The following is a 19,785-nucleotide window of genomic DNA, read 5'->3' on the forward strand; positions in this document are numbered from 1 at the left end:
GATAGCGGAGCGCGTGCAGCAATCCAGCGAAGTTTCCTGCCATAATCGGGTCCACCGTCATGGCCTTTGCCCCTCCGGATTTGCCTGTGCTGCTGATGCTTTTGATATGGGTGCTGTTGACATAGACGATGCCCTCTTTCGTCGCAACGGCCAGGTAACCGTTTTGTATCCCCACCAGAACACCTACGATCGAGTCCGGCCCGCCGCGATTGATTTTCACCTCGCTCCCGATGGAGTTCATTGTGTTAAGACCTGCTAACGACATACCAATTACCCCTTCCAAGATAGTTTGGATAGTCTCATGAAGGGCTTTATTTGTCCTTCGAGTCTATCTGTAATCTATTTATATGTGTCTTGGAAAAAAGGGGACTAGCCGAAAATACTAGATTATCCAAAATCAAACCGGAGTCTATCTTTCTATGTCTGCCGAATAGTTTTTACACTAGAAAGGCGTCAGCCCTTACGTGAACTGCCGGCGCCGCATAGGTTGAACAAAGCCTAAATAGGGCAAATGATCACGCCGTGTTCAGCCCCAGTGGGCCGGCAGGCCGTAGATCAGGCGATTCAATCTAGAAGGGCGGTTACGGCATGGGTCTGCCTGTATACCGGATCGAGTTAAAGGATTCGGCGATGAAAAAGCTGGAGAGCAACATATGGTCCGATTCGTTTGTCAGTGGAACGATGAGTATGGATGGCCGGAGGACTCCGATTCGCATTCGTTACCGCGGGGGCCATACCCGTGAATATCCGAAAAAATCCTATGAGATTCGGACGGCCAAGGCGACGTACCACTTTAACGCGGAACACGATGATCCGTCCCTGATGAGAAACGCCCTTTCATTTCATTATTTTAATGTGCTTGGCGTCCCCAGCCCCTCGACGAAACACTGCGTGCTTTATATAAATGGAAAGAAGGAAGGGGTGTATTTAAGAATCGAGGCGGTGAAGTCCGCTTTTTTCCGCAAAAGGGGGCTCCATGCACGAAGCATCATCTATGCGGTCAATGATAATGCTGACTTTGCAATGCCGGAAAAAAATGCGAAGTCGAGCAAATTGCTGTCAGGATACGCTTTCATTAAAGGCGGCGAAACGGAAAGGAACCGCCTCAGCGACTTCATCCGCAGCATTAACCGGAAAAAAGGGACCGAGCTAAGCGATTATCTTCGGCAGCGATTGGATATGGACAATTACTTGCGCTGGTTATGCGGGGCTGTGCTGACCGGAAATTACGACGGGTTCCTCCAGAACTATACGATATTCGAATCCGGCAAACGCAGTAAGTATGGAATGATCCCTTGGGATTATGAGGGCACATGGGGCAGAAACTGCTATGGTAAAGCTGTAAAATCCGACCTGGTCAGGATTAAGGGATACAACGTGCTGACTGGAAAAGTGCTGGCTTACAAGGCGAACAGACAGAAGTATAAGCGAATCCTTGAGCGGGCACTGGAATCTACCTTTACCGTATCCCGCCTGATGCCTGTGGTCAGGAAAATGCACAGCGCCATTGCTCAGGATATCTATGATGACCCTAAATATAAGTGGGATGTCGGTATATTTGATACGGAACCGGATGTCATCAGGGAATATATTGAAGACCGGCGCCGGGATATCAAGAATGAGATGGAGCAGCTTTGAGCGAGCCGTGGCTCCCCCGGCTACATAACACAAGCCCTGGCACGTTTACACGTACCAGGGCTTGCTTCTATGGGATTTGACCCCGCTTCAGATCATTTTCTGATGTAAATGATTTAAATAGCGCCAGCGCGTGATCCAATAATAAACGACCTGGATTGCCAGGAACGTGGCGAAGATGGCCAGCGTATGCGAAGCGACGGAGAAGTCGACCAGCTGCTGCAGGGCCAGAAAGGCGACGCTGCTGTGGATAACCGCCACCAGCATCGGCAGGAAGAACATCAGCAGCAGCTGCCTCGAGACGGTTCGCCCCAATTCCCTCCGGCTTAATCCCACCTTAGAGATCATCCGGTACTGCTCTTCGTCCCGGGCCAGGTCGGCATAGAGCCGGAAGTAGATGAAGCTCGCAGCAAAGGTGAAGAACACGATCCCGACGAGCCCGCTGACGATCAGCAGCAGGCCGTTTAACTGCCGGGACTCGACCCAGTCGATGACGAGCGCCTGGAAGTTGTAATTCATATTTCCCGACTCATCGACGTCATTATTAATGGTGTCGCGGAGCTCCTGCGCAATACGCAGCGTGTGGTGCCAGTCCGGAACGACAAACTGCACAGAGACGATCTTGAGCAGATTGCCGGCGTTTATCTTCGCATAGTCTGCGTCGGACACGACATACACGTTGGTGGTATTGGGTACGACGATATGCGGCAGCGCTTTGAGCAGATGCAGGGTCATTTCTGAGCCTTCCTTTGTCAGGGTCAGGCTGTCCTGGGTTAATCCGTCCAGCTTGAACTCGCCGGTTTGCGTGACCGTCGAGGGCGTTGCGAGTGCTTCCCCTTCACGAAGCGTCTCCTGCTCGTAACCGAGGGCCGCAGCCAGACGGTTATAATCGTCCAGCTTGATCAGCATGAACCCGTTATCCGAATAAGTCGGGATATAGGATACTTTGCGGTAGTCAAACCCCTCCCTCCGCAGTGTATCTTCAATCAGGCGGACATGCTTCTGCTCCAACGAATTTTTATGGTCCGAATCATTGTAGAATCGTACGTGAACGCATACGGATTCTTCATCGCGGCGAGCCCGGGGTCGCCAATGGCCAGCGCGGTTCCGATCCCGGTAAAAGCGGTAGCGGAAATGACCGCAACCATGAAGAACATGACCGCATTGTCCCGCAACCGGTAGATCAGCTCGGAAATCGTCAGCAGGTTCGTCCGCTTGAGGAAGATACGGGGCCGCTTCTTCATCGCTCTCATTACGTACACGCTAAGCTGGGTGAACAGAAAGTACGTGCCGACGATGACCAGGGCCACGCCGCCAAGCAGCAGAGGGAATGAGAACATCCGGCGCAGCGCGAACAGTAACACGCAGGCGTAGCCGAGCAGAATGAGCAGGGCGGATAGGATGGACAGCAGGACCGATGCCTTCGGTTCGGGCTTGGGTTTATCCTCCGCTTTGATCAGCTCGATGAGCGTGCCCTTCCGGGTCATCACGTCACGCGCCGCCTTCGGAGTCCAGGTTGCCTGTCGGCTCGTCGGCCAGCAGCAGCTTGGGCCGGTGGATCAGCGCCCGCGCGATCGCGGTTCGCTGCGCCTGCCCTCCGGATATCTCGTAGGTACGCTTATCCAGGATCGGGGTAATGCCAAGTTTCTCAGCCAGAGCGGCGACCCGTTCGTTCATTTCCTGCACGCCGACGCCATCCAGCGTTAACGGCAGTATAATGTTCTCCTTCACCGTCAGCGTATGAAGCAGATTGAACGACTGAAAGACGAAGCCCAGCTCCCGGCGGCGGAATAGTGCCAGCTGATCCTGGGACAGGCGGTACGGATCTTCCCCGCCGATGCGGATTTCGCCCGAGGTCGGGCGGTCGATGGTCGATACGATGTTCAGCAGGGTCGTTTTTCCGCTCCCGGACGGCCCCATAATGCCGACAAACTCGCCTTCCTGAATCGTTAAATCGATATTGGACAGAGCCTCGTAGGAAACCATGCCTTTATAAATTTTGCCTATATTTTTGGCGGATAAAATGTCCGTCATCCGAAGCACTCCTTCTCTTCAACCCGGACACCTGCCCGCGCGCGGGAGAGCGGCGGAACCGGTAGTCCGTTCAATTTCAGACCCCACAAGATCAGTGATGGCGCATCGATGTAAAGGGATGCTTTGCGGGGTTCATCTAGGTCCAGTGTAAGCGATGGAGCCCAAATCTCCTATGGATGGACCTTTCAGCAATCTTACACGGATGTAAGCTTGCGTCACCGCCTGCAGGCTTGGCTTGTCCGGACGCGCGGCAAAAAGGAGCCGAAATCAACGATTCCGCACCTGTACTTGCGAGCGCTCAAAATGGAGACGGACCGCCGTCCCTTCCCCGGGCACCGATTCAATGCGAATGCCGTGGCCCAACTTGTCCGCGACCTCTTTTACGAGATACAGCCCCATACCCGTCGATTCCTTGAATCTGCGGCCGTTCTCGCCCGTGTAGAAGGGACGGAAGACCCGTCCGAGGTCCGCCCTCGGGATGCCGACGCCCCGGTCCCGGATTTCCAGGGTCAAGGAATGGTCGTCTTCAGTCCTGGCGGAAACCGTAATTTTACTGCCGGTGCCGGCGGCATATTTGATGGCGTTGGACAGCAGCTGCTCGAGCATGAACCGCATCCATTTGGCATCGGTTTGCACCATAATCCCGTCGTCCACCTGAACTTCCGGATACACATGACTGCGGATAAAATACCGCTTGAGCTCGTGCACCGTCTCGTTTACGGCCTGCCGGAGCCCGACGGGCTCCACGCTGAAGTCCTGCTCGAAGGTTTCGAGACGGGACACGTACAGCACCATCTCCAGACCGCGCCGGATGCGGTCGGTTTCCTCCGATATGCTGAGCAGACGCTCATCGTCTTCACCCTGCGTAATCATTTCGATGACGGATACCGGCGTCTTCATCTGATGCACCCACTGGTTCATGAAGGTCAGGTGCTCCTGCTGCTTGCGTTCCCAGGTCTGAAGCAGGTTCTGGTAATGCCGGTACTGCGTCTCCAGCAGGTGGTTGAAGGCTTGGGACACCGGTGCGGTACCGCCTGCGGCGATCGACTCGTTCAAGGCTTCAAATGGACGGGATAAGCGCATGTACAGCAGCCGCTGGCTGAAGAAACGAAAGATGAGATATCCGGCCAAAATAAACAGGCCGAGAAAAACCCCGTAGAGAGCCGTGAGCGGATGGTCGTATCCGTCAAACCAGAACACAGCCACAACGGCCAGCAGTTCCAGCATCGTAAAGATCAGCAGCGGAATATGATCGCGAATGAAGAGCTTCAACGTCATGCCTCATCCTTCCATGCCATATTGAGACGGTAGCCCGAGCCGCGCACCGTTTCCAGCGCCTCCCCGATGCCCAGCTCCGCCAGCCTTTTGCGGACACGGGTAATATTCACGCTCAAGGTGTTGTCGTCCACGAACGTGTCGTCCCACAGCTTCTCGAGGATCGTTTCCCGGGAGACCAGCCGCGGACTGCGTTCCAGCAGGGTTTCGATCAGAATCGTTTCCTTCCGGGTCAGGGAGATCCGCTTGTCCCCCAGTTTCAGCTCCATCCGTTCGGGATACAGGACAAGCCCGGCTTGTTCGACCGTCCGCTCGCCGCCGGCGGCGTAATCCCCGTAGACCCTCCGGAGCTGGCTGCGGACTTTGGCCATCACGATTTCGTAGTGAAACGGCTTGGTGATATAGTCGTCGCCGCCGTTCTCCAGGGCCATGACCTGGTCCATTTTCTCGTTGCGGGCTGAAATAAAAATGATCGGGCAGGTCGAAACCTGACGGATCTGCCGGCACCAGTAGTAGCCGTCGAAGCTCGGCAGGTTGACATCCAGCAGCACGATATGGGGGGCGGCCGCCGTAAACTCATCCAGCACGCGGTCGAAATCGTGAATCACGATGGCCTCGTCTCCGTATTTTTGGATATGGGACTGAAGCAGACCGGCGATCTTCGGATCGTCCTCGACGATCAATATTTTATACATATCCGAATTCTCCTTATGAAAGCAGTACTCGTGTTCCTATAATCGTTAACTCAGTATCATTATACACGTAAACCGCTGCGGGATTCAGGCGGCCAGGGTTCTGGACGGGGAACGGGGGACAAAAAATAAGGGTCCGGAGATTCCGTTGAAAAAATTATTTTTCGGAGCAGATAACTTTTTGCTGTCTTCCTCCGTCAGATATTACACAGTCAATAATTTCTATATCAGGAAAAACAAAAGGAGGCGCGTTTGTGAAAAAAATTTGGTTAACGCTTATGGCCGCCGTGATGATCTTCTCGGTCGCCCTCGGCGCCAATCAGGGGCAGGCAGCAGCCGCAGCCAGTCAAATCTCGATTTATATTGACGGCCAGAAGCTATACTCCCCTCAGGCTCCCATTATGGTGAAGGGCAGGGCCATGCTCCCGATGCGAGCCATTTTTGAGGCGCTCGACGCCACGCTCGACTGGAACGCGAAGACGAAAACCGTCACCGCGAAACGGGATCAAACGACGATTGTACTGAAGATCGGCTCTACATCTGCGATCGTCAACAACCGGACATTGTCCCTGGATGTACCCGGCCAGATCTATAAGGGCAGCACGATGGTGCCTGTCCGGTTCGTCAGCGAGGCGCTGGGTGAAAAGGTCGACTGGAATGCTTCTAACAAGACGGTAACGATCACGACATCCGGCGGACCGGTTAATGCCGTGGCCTATGTTTCGGCCCGGGTCATTTCTAAAAACGGCGACGGACGCGATGTGGAGGTCAGCTTCCCGAAAGTTTCGCCGGAGTCCGGCGTAAGCGAATACCGGGTGCTGATGGTCAAATCGGGCAATGCTTACAATTTCAATCTCGCCCAAGCACTTTCGACCAGCAGCTACACCTCGATCCGCCCGGATGGGGATGACGTGTCGATTACGTTGTCGTCCCAGACCCGCGACGTCAACGGCGATTTGCTCCGGTCGGGGCAGTCGTATGCAGCATTTGTTCTCACCGTGGGCAAACGCGGAAACAGCGCTCTGTCCGGTGTATCCCAGACAATCACGCTGTCTCAGGCTCCGACCCTTCCATCCGTTGGAGCGGTTTCGAACCTCAAAGTATCCGATGCGAGTGACTACGGGGACGGCCGGGACCTGTCCGTCAGCTTTACCAAGGCCCAAACCGAGAACAATATTACGAATTACCGCATCTATGTGGTCAAAACCAAGGATAAGAACAGCTTTGACTTGGCGGCTGCGAACAAGGTGTCGTCCTCAAACTTCACAGTGGTGAACAAGGCTGGAACGACCTTGTCCGGCAATCTTTCTTCTTCGGCAAGGGATACCTCCGGCGAACTGATCCGGAATGGGATTTCTTACACGGTGTTTGTGATGTCCGTAAGCAATACCGGCAGCTACACGTCGCAGCTGTCCGCCGCTTCATCGTCCATTACGCTGGCGGCCAATGCGGTGTCTGCACCGGTCATTACCCGCGTGGATGACATCAGCAATTATGGCGACGGCCGGGATCTGCGCGTGAACTTCAACAAGGTGTCCGACGAATCCCGCATCGGTTCTTACCGGATTTTCGTCGTGAAGGACAGCAAGGCAGGCAGCTTTAGCCTCTCGGCAGCGAACAATGTTCCGAGCGCTTATTACACGCAGGTGGGCAAAACCGGTTATAACATCAGCCAGGCGCTGTCTTCCGGAGCGCGTGACGTCGACGGATCGCTGATCGCGAACGGCGTTGTATACCGCGTGTTTGTCATGGCCGTGGGAACGGGAAGCTATTCCGGCAGCAATGCGCTGTCCTCGGCGTCTTCTTCCATCGTGCTCTACGGCAACGGTAATGTCGATGCGGCAAGCAATGTGAATGTCAGCGACATTAGCGATTACGGCGATGGCCGCGATTTGCGGGTTACCTTTAACCGGGCATCCGACGAGAGCCGTATTTCCGGCTACCGGATCATGGTCGTGAAGTCGAACCAGGCAGGAAGCTTCAATCTGTCCTGGGCGAACTCGGTGTCCAGCTCGAATTACACGACGGTAGACAAAACCGGATATAACATTACGAAAGTGTTGCCTTCCGGAGCAAGGGACGTGGACGGCGACTATATCCGCAATGGCACCAGCTACCGGGTGTTCGTTCTGTCGATCGGTTCCGGCGGCTACTCCGGCAGCAACGCGCTGTCTTCCTATTCCCCGGCGATCACGCTGGGAACCAACGGCTACGTAGGACCGGCAAGCAACGTGAGCGTATCCGACGTTTCGGACTACGGCGACGGCCGGGATCTGCTTGTGAACTTTAAGCGTGCCGACGACGAAAGATATATCGGCCAATACCGGATTCTCGTCGTGAAAAACGGGGATGCTGGACGTTTTGACCTGAATGACGCCAGCGCGGTGCGCAGCTCGAACTACACGGCAGTCACGCCGAATGGTGCCAACGTAAGCAAGGCTCTCGCTTCGGGAGCGCGGGATGTGGATGGGGACGCCATCCGGAACGGCATCTCCTATCGGGTATTTATTTTGTCGGTAGGAACGGGCAGCTACGCCGGGACGAACGCGCTCTCCTCGTATTCGCCATCCATCACATTGTCGGGCAACGTGAACGTCGACCCGGCAACGAATGTGAAGGCGGCGGATATCGGCGATAACGGCGATGCGAGCGATCTGCGAGTGACTTTCAATCGTGCCAAGGACGAAAGCAACATTAAAGGCTACCGGATTCTCGTCGTCGAGGCGGGTTCGGCTCGTTTCTTCGGCCTTTCCGATGCGGAAAAAGTGTCTAGCTCTGCTTATACCCCCGTAGATAAAACGGGATCCGATTTAAGCGGCGAGCTGAAATCTGGAGCCCGCGATGTAGATAATAATGCCATCAAAAATGGCCTCAGCTATAAGGTGTTCGTTCTGTCTGTAGGAGCGAACGGTACCAATGCGCTGTCTGAACCGTCCGCGCCGATCACGCTAACCACGAAAGCTGCAAGTCCCGTAACGGATGTCAGCGTGTCGGACGTAGGGGACAACAACAACGGCAGTGACCTGGAGGTTTCCTTTACCAAAGCGGCGGATGAGAGCGATGTTTACGGATACCGCGTCTTGGTCGTGCCTGCCGATAAAGCAGACGGACTTAAGGCGGAAGCAGCAGCAGAGATCCGAAATTATACGGAGGCCCTGAAGGGAAATAACTTTAAACAAAAGCTCAGTCCGGATGCCAGAGACATCGACGATAAACTGATTGAGAACGGAAAATCTTATAAGGTGCTGGTCTTGTCCATGATGACCACGTCCGGTAAAGGAAGCGTCCTGTCGAAACCTTCCAATGAAATCAAACTGCTGTCCAATCCGACGCTGGTGACTCGCGTCACCGCCTCGGAGCTAAAGGATGAAGAGGTCAAAGTTACCTTTGCGAAGGCAGCGGATGAAAGCAGCATCGATTATTACAAGGTGTTCGCCGTGCCGGTTGGATCGACCACGTTCATGACGGCGAAATCCGCCAAGGAGGTACCGGACAGCTTCAAGAAAGTGGATAAGGCTAACAAGGGTTCTTACGAGACGGCTTTCCAGGCGGGCGACAAAGATATTTACGGTCAGGAGCTGGATAAGAATGCCAGCTACCTGGTATACGTCCTGTCCGTGTTGAAAGGGGACCAGGCTTCCAAAAGCGTGCTTTCTTCCGAAACAGGTTTTATGTTCGTAACGGCTTTTGATGAGAAGGACACGAAGGGTTACGCCAAAAATCAGCTGGTGAGCGATCAAGGCAGCATTTATCAAGTGCTAAAGGACTCGCCGCAGGGAACGCCGGGCAACTCCGGTGACTATAAACTGCTGAAGAAGGCGGAAGCCAAGGCAACCGTCTCCAGCAAAACAAAGGGCTGATAACGGAATTGGCATTAACTTGCCGATCATCGGCCCGCAAATCACAGCTCCTGGATGATTGATTCCAGGGGCTGTTTTTATTGCGTATGTCTAATTTCCATATGAAAAATCATCCAATTATTAGGGTATTCTTGCGGGACTCTTTGCCCGTACAATAAATTTACTCATCGTGGTAACCGCTTACATAAAGTGCTGCGGCTGCAGCAAATCCTCATGTCAGTCATCATCGCATTTTTCGAAAACGCTTTCGAATAACCAATCCATTTTATGATTGAGGAGGGCAATGATGTTCAAGAAGACGTTAAGCTTGGTTCTCGCCGCTTCCATCGCGCTGCCGCTGGCCGGTGCGGTGGGCCCGGTGTCTGCTGACAAGGAGAACAATGGTAAAGAACCCAAGGCGCCTGTCCAAACGTACAGCTGGGACCGGGTCAAGGTTGTCGGCGGAGGTTTTGTTCCTGGGATTGTCTACAACCCGAGCGAAAAGGATCTGATCTACGCACGGACGGATATCGGAGGAGCCTACCGCTGGGACCCGGCTACGAAGACCTGGAAGCAGCTGCTGGATTTTGTCAGTGCAAAAGAATGGAACATGCTTGGCGTGGACACCCTGGCGACGGATCCGGTGGAAACGAACCGTTTGTATGTGGCGGCCGGAACCTACACCAACGACTGGACCGACATGAACGGCGTGCTGCTCCGCTCTACGGATAAAGGGGAGACGTGGCAGCGCACGGAGCTTCCTTTTAAACTCGGGGGCAATATGCCGGGAAGGTCGATGGGCGAGCGGCTGGCGATCGATCCGAACAATAACCGTATCCTCTACATGGGTACCCGCAGCGGCAACGGGCTGTGGCGCAGCACTGATTACGGAGTCACCTGGAGCAAAGTCGACAGCTTCAACGCCGCCGGCAACGTGAAGGACTCAACCAACGATCTGGTCGGCGTCGTGTGGGTGACGTTTGACCCGTCAACGGGAAGCAAAGGGAAAACAACCAAGACGATTTACGTCGGAGTCGCCGATACCGAGCATAGCATCTATCGGAGCACCGACGGCGGTCAAACCTGGGAACCCGTACCGGGGCAGCCTAATCAAGGGTTCCTCCCGCACCATGGCGTGCTTTCGAAGAACGGCAGCCTCTACGTGACCTACACCAAGGAAGTGGGTCCGTATAACGGCGGTGAAGGCTCGGTGTGGAAATACGATACGTTAACCGGACAGTGGACCGATATCAGCCCGACCGGTGCAGGTTCTACGGACAGCCCGTACGGCGGCCTTGCCGTCGATGCGCAGCACCCGGATACGATCATGGTCGCCACGATGAACAAATGGTGGCCGGATGAATTCATCTACCGGAGCACGGACGGCGGCAAGACGTGGAAGCCGTTCTGGACGTTGGATTACGCCAAAGACCCGGTAAGGACGAACAACTACACCATTGACTATTCGCTGTCACCATGGCTGGATTGGGGTGAGAAAAAGAACCTGCCGGAGCAGAATCCGAAGCTCGGCTGGATGATCGGCGACCTGGAGATCGATCCGTTTAATCCGGACCGGATCATGTACGGTACGGGTGCGACGCTGTACGGGTCGGAGAACGTGACTGCCCTGGACAAAGGAGAAAAAGTCAATATCTCCGTCATGGCCGACGGGATCGAAGAGACGGCGATTCTCGGTTTGATCAGTCCGCCGAGCGGAGCTCATCTGCTGAGCGCGATGGGGGATATCGGCGGCTTCCGCCACGAGGATCTGACCAAGGCCCCGTCCATGATTACGAACCCGTATATCGGGACAAGCACGGATATCGACTACGCCGAACTGAACCCGGACATCGTCGTCCGCGTCGGCAACAGCGACGGGGTGAACCCGAGAATGGGCGTGTCCACGGATAACGGCAAGACATGGAAGCCGGCGGCCAACGCCTGGGCGTCGGCTTCCGACGATGCCACGCAAGGCGGCTATGTCGCGGTCGGTGCAGACGGCTCTTCCATCGTCTGGAGCCCGTCCAACTCGGCCGCTCCGAAGCCGGTGAGCTATTCGCGCGACCTGGGCGCCACGTGGACGGCCTCGTCCGGGGTTCCAAGCGGCGCGAGAGTAGCTTCGGACCGGGTGAATCCGAATAAGTTTTACGCGATTGCGGATGGCACGTTCTATGTCAGCCAGGACGGAGGAGCCTCCTTCGTCAAGGCAGCCGCGGGCCTGCCGACCAACCTGACAAGTAACTTCAAAGCCGTACCTGGCGTGGAAGGAGACATCTGGGTGGCCGCTGCCGCGGATAACAAGAACCAGGACAGCCTTTTTGGATTATGGCATTCCACGGATTCGGGACGTACGTTTACGAAGCTGGGACAGATTCAGGAAGCAGCGGCCATCGGTTTCGGCAAAGCCGCTCCCGGCCAGAAATACATGGCGCTGTATGCCCATGCCACCATCAACAATGTGGACGGCATTTACCGCTCCGATGACGCAGGCAAGACGTGGACACGCATCAATGACGACCAGCACCAGTTCGGTTCGGCCAACGCGGCGATCACCGGGGATCCAAGGGTTTACGGCCGCGTATATTTGGCGACCAACGGCCTCGGCATTGTTCTTGGCGATATCGCCGGCAGCACGGATACGGCAGCACCGGTCATCACGGTGGACGACAAAGGCAAACCGCAAAACAACCGGAACTATGTGCTCTCCGGCCGCGTTAACGAGGCTCTGCAGGATTCCACGATCAGCGTTTCCTTAAATGGCGGAAAGCCTTTTACCATAAAAGTCGTGAATGGAAAGTTCAATCATAAGCTGACCTTGGCCAGCGGGAAAAACCGGATTGTGCTGGAAGCATCCGACCTGGCAGGGAACAAGGCAAGCCTTGAGGTTACGGTCGAGTACAACGCCAAGAAGTAATTTGAAAAAGGACGCGCAGGGATCCATCTCAAAAGAGGGACCTGCTGCCGTCCATGCGGTGAGGACTGCCCACGATCGGCATCCTGCCCCTTTCCAAAGCGGTATATACGAAGGACCGGCCCGGGACAGCAAATCCGCTGCCCGGGCGGTCCTTTTATTTTTCAAGAACAGGTCAAGCGCCGTTGGTAGAAATGAAATGTAGCCTGTATGAATGCGCTGTTGTGCAGGGGAACGAGGCACCGGTGTCGAAACGATTCAAACAGAATGATAAAATGAAATGATAAGCCAAACGATTGGAGTGAGAAGCCGTGGCCAGTATTAAAGATATCGCCAAAAAAGCCGGCGTATCCATATCAACGGTATCCTACGCGCTGAACGGAAGCTCGAAGGTGACGGATGAGACCTGCGCCCGGATTTTGGCCATCGCCAAAGAACTGAATTATGTACCCAATGCGGCGGCACGAAGCCTGAAGAAAAAGGAGTCGAAAATTATCGGGGCCTTTCTGCCGGATTTTAGCGGCGGTTTCTACGGAGATCTGCTTCAGGGAATGAAGGGCACGCTGATTCAAAAAGGATACGATCTGGTAGTATGCAGCGGCCCCCAGTCGCACCGGCTGCTGGCTGAGAAGCTGTTTGACGGGGCGCTGATCCTCGACCACACGTTCTCGGACGAGCAGCTGCTGAACTTTGCCGAGCTCGGGCACCGGCTGGTGGTGCTGGACCGGGAGCTGAAGCATCCGAATATCAATCACGTTCTTCTTGATAACAAAGCCGGGGCCAGCCTGGCGATGGAGTATCTGATCGACCTGGGACACCGGAAAATTTACGTGGTTACCGGTCCCGAGGGTTCTTACGACTCGAAGCAGCGTATGGCCGCGGTCAGACAAACGGTCGAACGAAACAGGGACGTGGAATGCATTGAAATTCCCGGTGACTTTAACCGCACGGGCGGCGAGCGGGCCGGCAAACAGATTGCTGCGGAATTCGAAGGTCCGGTGGCGGTCTTTTGCCTGAATGATGAAATGGCGATCGGCATGTATGACTATATATCCGAAACGGATTTGGAGATGGGCAAGGACATCCACATCATCGGTTTCGATAATATCGAGCTGTCCGAGTACATCCGCCCAAGGCTTGCGACGATAGATTATTCCAGAAAAATAGGGGTTCGCTCGCATCCGAGCAGCTGATCAAAATCATTGAAGGCAAGCCGGTCGAAAATGAGCGGATTTATGTGACTTTGGTCAAGGCGGAATCGGTTAAGGCGGTCTAATCAGCCTAATCCCGCCGGACGGCAGCCGCTGAAGTATAAAGAAAGATATTCCTGCTCATCCTGAAGGTAAACCGACAGGAGGATGCAGGAATGATCAATCTGGAGTCCAGACTCGAAAATGTGGAAGACGAATTCGTCAATATTGACAGCTACCTATGCAAGCATGATTTTTCGCTGGCCGGTAACTGGGATTATAAGCACGGCTATCTGGATAAGCGCCTTGACCAGGAAAGAATGGTGTGGCTGCGGATCCCTTTTCATGTAACCAAAGGCAACCTGGACGGCGAATGCGGCGGCTGCCGGGCGACCGTTAAGCTGGGACGCCCTTTCGTATTCAAGTACGTATACAACACGGGAACTGACAAGCATGCCATGCCCCATCTGCTCGGCGCCTTATTCGACCAGTTTCAGGCACCGCTCGATCCTGACGCACATCTGGAGGACGAGTGGGTACAGCGCGCAAGAAGCGTTCTGCAGGAAGTGGAGCTGGGGTACTTACCCTAAGGATTTCGCCGTAAATTAGAGCAGCTTGGTCAAATTCGTTTGGCCGGGCTGCTTTTTGTTTTGTACAGGAAAGCGGGGCCAAAACATCGGGATCGCCTGAGATTACGTGTTTCTTTTTATACAGCCATCGTTTGTTTCATAGAGTACAATAGGGGAACCACAGGGAAGAAAGGAGATGTCAGTCAATGAAATACATGGAGACGGCGGAACTTCCGGACGAGCTGTACGAGCTGCTGGACGGCAGGGAGCTGATCACGAAACAGCATGAGGCGATGATGCTGATGACCGTTACGGAGGAGGGATGGCCGCACACGGCCATGATTAGTGTGGGCGAGATCGTGGCCCTGGACCGGGGGCAGGTCCGGCTGGCCATGTGGAACGGAACCGCGACGACCCGAAACATGATCCGTACGGGAAAAGCGACGCTCGTTCTGGTCTACTCTGGAAAAGCTTATTACGTAAAGCTTGCGCTGAGACTTCTGCCGGTGCTTCCCGCAGCCAAGCATCCTCGGGAGCGCTTTGAGGCGGACATCCTATCCGTCCGAGCGGACGTGGCCGCGTATGCGGACATTAGATCCGGCATACAGGTCGACTTTAAGGAGCCCGAAGCCGTCCTCACCCGCTGGTACGAAACGTTAGCCGAACTGAGGTTGTAGAAAGGCAGCCGAACGCCGATATAGGCGCTTCCGCACATCCCCAGACTGGGCGAATGCCTGGTCTGAGGATGCCACAAACGCCGCTCAATTTCCTTGAGTTTACGTCGATAGGGCTTTTCTTCTGATCTTTCGTGCTTTGTTCGGAATTTATGCAACAAGACTTTGAAAGCGCAATCATTCGTATATACAATAACATTACGAAATTCACACTTGGAAAAAGAGGGTGATTCGCATATGAGATCCTGGCTCCTCACGCGCTTTCCCCCGCTACACTCGATTGTCGTGCAGCTCTTCCTCTTCTTTTTCTTCGGGATGACTCTTCCTGTCCTTATAGGAGGTTTTTTGTCCTACCACAAATCGTCCTTGATCGTTGAACAGCAGGTCAGCAAGGTGGCCGCGCTAACGATCGTGCAGGTCAGCGACAAGCTGAACATGTTTTTCAAGAAACTGGATGACTCCTCGATGATGGTATTAAACAGCAAAATCGTCCACAACATTTTGGAGCAAAGGCAGGGCGACAACGCCTATGAAACGACGCTCAAGGTGAAGGACGGTAAAGATATGCTGACCTCGATTATGATCAATTCACCGGAAATTCTCGATATTTATATTTTTGATGTCAAAGGCAAAAACTCGGTGCTCAGCGCAGACTCGCTTATGTCGATTCCGAATCAGTGGGATTCCGACTGGTACAAAGCCATTTTGAAGGCGAACGGCAATACGGTATGGTTTGGGCTCTCCGAAACCTCATACCTGAAAAAGACCGGGATGGGCTTCCCGGTGTTTGGCCTCGGAAGGGCCATCCGCAGCTGGGAGACCGGCGAAATTATCGGCGTCATGTTTGTCGAGGTGATGGGGAATGTGCTGATCGATGAGCTGAACCGCGTTCAATTCGGCGATACGGGATACGTCTACATCGTCAACGACCGGAATCAGTATTTCTACCATCCCGACCCTGGTGAGTACGGCCAAACGTCGAAGCTGCCGCTGCCGACCCGGAAGACGCAGCTGCGCGAGGGACGGCGCAACACGCTGATGATTCCCGAGCTGCTCGACAACGACTGGCGCGTCGTCGGCGTCGTGCCGCTGGAGGAGATGACAGCCGATTCGGCCAGTATCCGCAATCTGACGGTACTGATTACCCTTTGCTCGATCGTGCTGGCGATCGGCATGGGCTACTACGTTACACGCAGAATCGGGAATCCGCTCGTCAACTTGAGCCGCTTGATGCGCAAAGGGGAAGCCGGCGACCTGACCATCCGCAGCCGCAGCGTCGGACGCAACGAAATCGGCCAGCTGGGACGCAGCTTCAACAAGATGATCGAACAGATCGAGCTGCTCATCGAGCGGATTGCCAAGGAGGAATCTGAGAAGAAGAAGGCCGAAATCCGGGCGCTTCGGTACCAGATCAATCCGCATTTTCTGTACAACACGCTGAATTCGATCCGCTGGCTTGCCAAGCTGAACCGTACGAACGACGTCGACCAAGCCGTCACCTCGCTAGTCCAGCTGCTTGAGGTCAGTATGGGGCGCAGCGGCGTCTTTATCCAGTTGGGCGAGGAGCTGGACCTGTTGCAAAAATACATGGTCATTCAAGGGTACCGATATGACAATGCCATGACCCTGCTTATCGATTGTCCCGATGAGCTGAAGCAAATTCCGATTCCGCGCATGCTGCTGCAGCCGATCGTGGAGAACGCGGTCTTCCACGGCATCGCGCCCAAAGACGAACCGGGCACGATTGAGATCCGCGCGCGCCAAGAAGGGGAGGAGATCATCGTCAGTATCGCCGACGACGGCGTAGGTATGAGCGAAGAGCGGCTGGCCCACATCTTCGCCGACGAGCGTGCCCATCATCACCGGGGGATGACCAACATCGGGCTGCGCCATGTGCACCAAACGATTCGGCTGTATTACGGCAGCGGATACGGGGTCAGCGTGACCAGCGAGCTCATGCAGGGGACGGAGGTCACGATTACTTTTTCAAATTTAAAGGGGGATCAGGATGTACAAAGTGCTGTTGGTTGATGATGAAGCCATCGCAAGAATGGGGATTCGGTCTACTTTTGAGTGGGAAGTCAACGGATTCGAGCTGGTGGGAGAAGCCTCCAACGGCCAGCGGGCAATGAAATGGGTCGAGAGCAAGGAAATCGACATTCTGATTACCGATATTGCCATGCCGGTCATGGATGGGCTTGAGCTGGCGCGCAGGACCAGGGAAATCTGTCCTTGGGTCAAGGTGCTCCTGCTCAGCTGCCACAGCGACTTCGAGTACGTCCGCGAGGGGATCCGGCTGGGTGCCTTTGACTATATTTTAAAGCCGATGCTGAGTGCGGAATCGCTGAAAACGGTGCTGTACGAAATGCGCCACAGCCTGCAGAAGGAGAAGGAGGATCACCGCATTTTGGAGCAGTACAAAGAAAAAAACAGCGCAGATCCGGCGGTTGCCGTGATGCCGCTGCCCCCTCCTGCGGATTGTCCTCCTCCGGATAAATCGCTGCACCAACGGATCGTCCAGCAGGCGGTCGAGTATATTTCGGAGCTATTTTACAGAGTCGATCTCTCTGCAGCAGGTTGCCGACAAGGTGTGCGTCAGCCGCAACTACTTCAGTGAAATGTTCAAGCGGGTCACCGGACATAATTTCATCGATTACTTGATTACGCTGCGGGTGAACCGGGCCAAGGAGCTTCTGCAAAATCCAACGCTGAAGGTATATGAGGTCGCAGAGATGTCCGGCTTCAATGACACCAAGCATTTCAGCAAGCAGTTCAAAAAGGTCGTCGGACTGACGCCGGCGGAATTCCAGGGAATGCCGCGCAGGTGAGGTGTCCAAAAACACAGGAAAACATGACACGATTTCGGAAATATGTGCCGTTCAAAAGGCGAAAGGTCGCCGTTTTATAATAATCACGTAAGCGTTTTCACACCAAGGTGCTAAGCCGATGACTACTCTTTTGAATGGGGGAGTAAAGAAATGAAGAAGCTCAGAAAGTCCTTGCTAGCGGTGGTATTGTTGGCGTCGGTTGTGCTGCAGGCATGCGGATCGGGTGGCGGCAGCAGCGATAACCAGGGAGCGGTGGCGGAAGACGGCAAAGGCAGCGGGGAGAAGGTCAAGATTAAATGGGCGACCTGGGGCAATCCCGGAGAGCTGACCCGCTTCCAGGAGTTTACGAAGGATTTCAACTCGAGGCATCCGGACATTGAGGCGGAGCTGATTCCGATTCCGGGGGAATACGACCAGAAAATTTTGACACAGCTGACGGGAGGAACCGCTCCTGACGTGTTTTATGCCGGCGATGGCTTCGTCGTGAAACTGATTGAGAACAAGAGCATTGAGGAAATGACGCCGAGAATGACGGCGGCAGACAGCAAAATCAAACCGGACGACTACTTCGAAGGGTTGTGGGGCGCGGCCAAGCGTGACGGCAAAATCTACGGCGTGCCGGTCGACTGCAATCCGATGGTGCTGTGGTACAACAAGAAAGTGCTGAACGACGCGGGAATTACGGAGATGCCGGCCGACCTTCAGGCGAAAGGTCAATGGACCTGGGACGCTTTCAAAGGCATGGTGGAGAAAATCCGCGACTCGAAAAAGTACGGTTACGTGCTTGATAACTCCTGGAACAGCTATTACAGCTGGGTAACGTCCAACGGCGGCAAGGTTTACGACGACAATGGCAAGTTCATCGGCTACGACGATCCAAAGTCGAAGGAAGCGTTCCAGTTCCTGTACGATAACGTGAAGGAGAAAAATATTACATTTGCCGGTACGCTGCCGAAGGGGCAGGGCGGTGACGCTATGTTTATGTCCAACCAAGTCGGATTCGTCGGAGCCGGACGCTGGTATCTGCCGCTGTTCAAGAAAAACTCCAGCCTGGAGTACGATGTCGTGACCTGGCCGACGAACACCGGGAACAAGATTGAACCGGCCGGAATTCCGACGGCATTCCTGGTCATGAACAGCGCATCGAAGCATAAAGACGCCGCCTATACCTTCTATTCCGAATTTTTGAGCTCGGATGGACAGAAGTTCCGTCTGCAAGGCGGGGGTAATGCCGTTCCGTCCGTTCAAGGCGTGGATGACGTCGTTCTGGAAGGCAATCTGCCGGAGCATGCCCAGCTGTTCCTCGATGCCCGTGAGGTAGGTTATTCCCTGACGCCGTTCGAGGCCGGCATCCCAGGATTGAGCACGGATATTACTTCCAAGTTCGAGGCATTGTGGCTCAAGAACGGCGAGTTGGACGCATCGCTCAAAGGCATTCAGGAAATGGCCAACAAAAAAATCGACGATTATAAAAACGGCAAATAACGAAGGTCCGGAGGGAAGGAGCGCAGGGCACAGCGCAGCGTTCCTTCCCTCTTTCCATGCCGGCCGGCGGCTGGCGGCCAGCGCTTCATAAGGCGTAATTCGCAAGAGGAAGGTGGATGTTTATGCAGAATCAGACGGCCGATCGAACGGCTTCTGCGCCGGCCTTGCAGCCGGACAACAAACGGAAGACCGCTATGACGAGCAAGACATCGGATGGCATATGGGGCTATGTCTTTATTTTTCCCCAATTGGTCGGACTGCTGCTGTTCTCCTTAATTCCCCTGATTTCGGCTTTCGTGCTCAGCATGATGAAATGGGACGGGATGGGGGAGAAGCAGTTTGTCGGACTGGATAACTTCATCAACACGTTCAAGGATGAGGATTTCCGGATCGCCGTGGTCAACACGCTGTATTATACGGTGCTAACCGTGCCTACAGGCATTATTCTGGCGATGCTCATCGCGGTGGGCCTGAACCGGGTAAAAGGCAAGCTGATCTACAGACTCATTTATTTTATGCCGAACATTACGATGTCCGTGGCGGTCGCCGTCGTCTTTATGTGGCTGTTTAACGCCGATTTCGGGTTGATCAACCTTTATTTGAAGGAGTGGTTCGGGATCGACGGTCCCCGCTGGCTGACCGACACGCGGTTT

The 19,785-nt window shown here is 54.5% G+C and carries 13 protein-coding genes and 3 pseudogenes; 11 read left to right on the forward strand and 5 right to left on the reverse strand.

All coding sequences use genetic code 11. The annotated features are described in order from the left end of the window. A pseudogene (locus CPT76_RS37910) lies at positions 1-241 on the reverse strand (DUF6897 domain-containing protein); the annotation flags it as partial. Positions 242-588: 347 nt separating this feature from the next. On the opposite strand from CPT76_RS37910, the gene CPT76_RS28045 reads away from it, so the two are divergent. Then, positions 589-1,638: a CotH kinase family protein gene (locus tag CPT76_RS28045; protein ID WP_105445217.1), complete on the forward strand. Its 1,050-nt coding sequence runs from the start codon at positions 589-591 to the stop codon at positions 1,636-1,638. Positions 1,639-1,725: 87 nt separating this feature from the next. Here the strand turns inward: CPT76_RS28045 and CPT76_RS28050 are convergent, their stop codons facing one another. The 4 genes and pseudogenes from CPT76_RS28050 to CPT76_RS28065 all read right to left on the reverse strand — a co-directional run bounded on the left by CPT76_RS28050 (position 1,726) and on the right by CPT76_RS28065 (position 5,639). Beyond that, the gene (locus tag CPT76_RS28050; protein WP_105445218.1) at positions 1,726-2,646 is read right to left on the reverse strand and encodes a hypothetical protein; all 921 of its coding nucleotides are present in this window, start codon (positions 2,644-2,646) and stop codon (positions 1,726-1,728) included. 449 nt (positions 2,647-3,095) lie between these two features. Next, positions 3,096-3,669, reverse strand: a pseudogene (locus tag CPT76_RS28055) (ABC transporter ATP-binding protein); the annotation flags it as partial. A 267-nt stretch (positions 3,670-3,936) separates the two neighbouring features. Further along, positions 3,937-4,941, reverse strand: coding sequence for a sensor histidine kinase (locus CPT76_RS28060; RefSeq protein WP_181153099.1), 1,005 nt, complete (start codon positions 4,939-4,941; stop codon positions 3,937-3,939). A gap of 2 nt (positions 4,942-4,943) precedes the next feature. Further along, the gene (locus tag CPT76_RS28065) at positions 4,944-5,639 is read right to left on the reverse strand and encodes a response regulator transcription factor (protein WP_105445220.1); all 696 of its coding nucleotides are present in this window, start codon (positions 5,637-5,639) and stop codon (positions 4,944-4,946) included. 251 nt (positions 5,640-5,890) lie between these two features. Here CPT76_RS28065 and CPT76_RS28070 point away from each other — a divergent pair, with 251 nt between their 5' ends. The 10 genes and pseudogenes from CPT76_RS28070 to CPT76_RS28115 form a co-directional block, all read left to right on the forward strand. Continuing rightward, complete coding sequence (locus CPT76_RS28070; RefSeq protein WP_105445221.1) at positions 5,891-9,496, forward strand: copper amine oxidase N-terminal domain-containing protein; 3,606 nt, start codon at positions 5,891-5,893, stop codon at positions 9,494-9,496. Positions 9,497-9,782: 286 nt separating this feature from the next. Next, positions 9,783-12,389, forward strand: a complete 2,607-nt coding sequence (locus CPT76_RS28075; RefSeq protein WP_105445222.1) for a xyloglucanase — start codon at positions 9,783-9,785, stop codon at positions 12,387-12,389. Positions 12,390-12,697: 308 nt separating this feature from the next. Next, a pseudogene (locus CPT76_RS28080) lies at positions 12,698-13,662 on the forward strand (LacI family DNA-binding transcriptional regulator). Between the two features lie 90 nt (positions 13,663-13,752). Continuing rightward, positions 13,753-14,166 carry a YugN-like family protein gene (locus CPT76_RS28085; RefSeq protein ID WP_076173024.1) on the forward strand — a complete coding sequence of 138 codons (414 nt, stop codon included), beginning with the start codon at positions 13,753-13,755 and terminating at the stop codon, positions 14,164-14,166. Positions 14,167-14,360: 194 nt separating this feature from the next. After that, complete coding sequence (locus CPT76_RS28090; protein ID WP_105445264.1) at positions 14,361-14,822, forward strand: pyridoxamine 5'-phosphate oxidase family protein; 462 nt, start codon at positions 14,361-14,363, stop codon at positions 14,820-14,822. 342 nt (positions 14,823-15,164) lie between these two features. After that, positions 15,165-16,850, forward strand: a complete 1,686-nt coding sequence (locus tag CPT76_RS28095; RefSeq protein ID WP_308737677.1) for a sensor histidine kinase — start codon at positions 15,165-15,167, stop codon at positions 16,848-16,850. Next, a complete protein-coding gene (locus CPT76_RS28100; protein WP_105445224.1) occupies positions 16,828-17,436 on the forward strand; it encodes a response regulator in 609 nt (202 codons plus the stop codon). Before CPT76_RS28095 ends, CPT76_RS28100 begins: the two co-directional genes overlap by 23 nt. Beyond that, positions 17,408-17,647: a helix-turn-helix domain-containing protein gene (locus CPT76_RS28105; protein ID WP_146116446.1), complete on the forward strand. Its 240-nt coding sequence runs from the start codon at positions 17,408-17,410 to the stop codon at positions 17,645-17,647. Before CPT76_RS28100 ends, CPT76_RS28105 begins: the two co-directional genes overlap by 29 nt. Before the next feature lie 150 nt (positions 17,648-17,797). After that, positions 17,798-19,132 (forward strand): ABC transporter substrate-binding protein, encoded by a 1,335-nt coding sequence (locus CPT76_RS28110; protein ID WP_105445226.1) that lies wholly within the window; start codon positions 17,798-17,800, stop codon positions 19,130-19,132. A 116-nt stretch (positions 19,133-19,248) separates the two neighbouring features. Then, positions 19,249-19,785: carbohydrate ABC transporter permease (locus CPT76_RS28115; protein WP_308737678.1), on the forward strand; the 537-nt coding region annotated here is incomplete at its 3' end.

Origin of the sequence: Paenibacillus sp. AR247 (assembly GCF_002968895.1) — a bacterium.
Lineage (GTDB): Bacteria > Bacillota > Bacilli > Paenibacillales > Paenibacillaceae > Paenibacillus_AQ > Paenibacillus_AQ favisporus.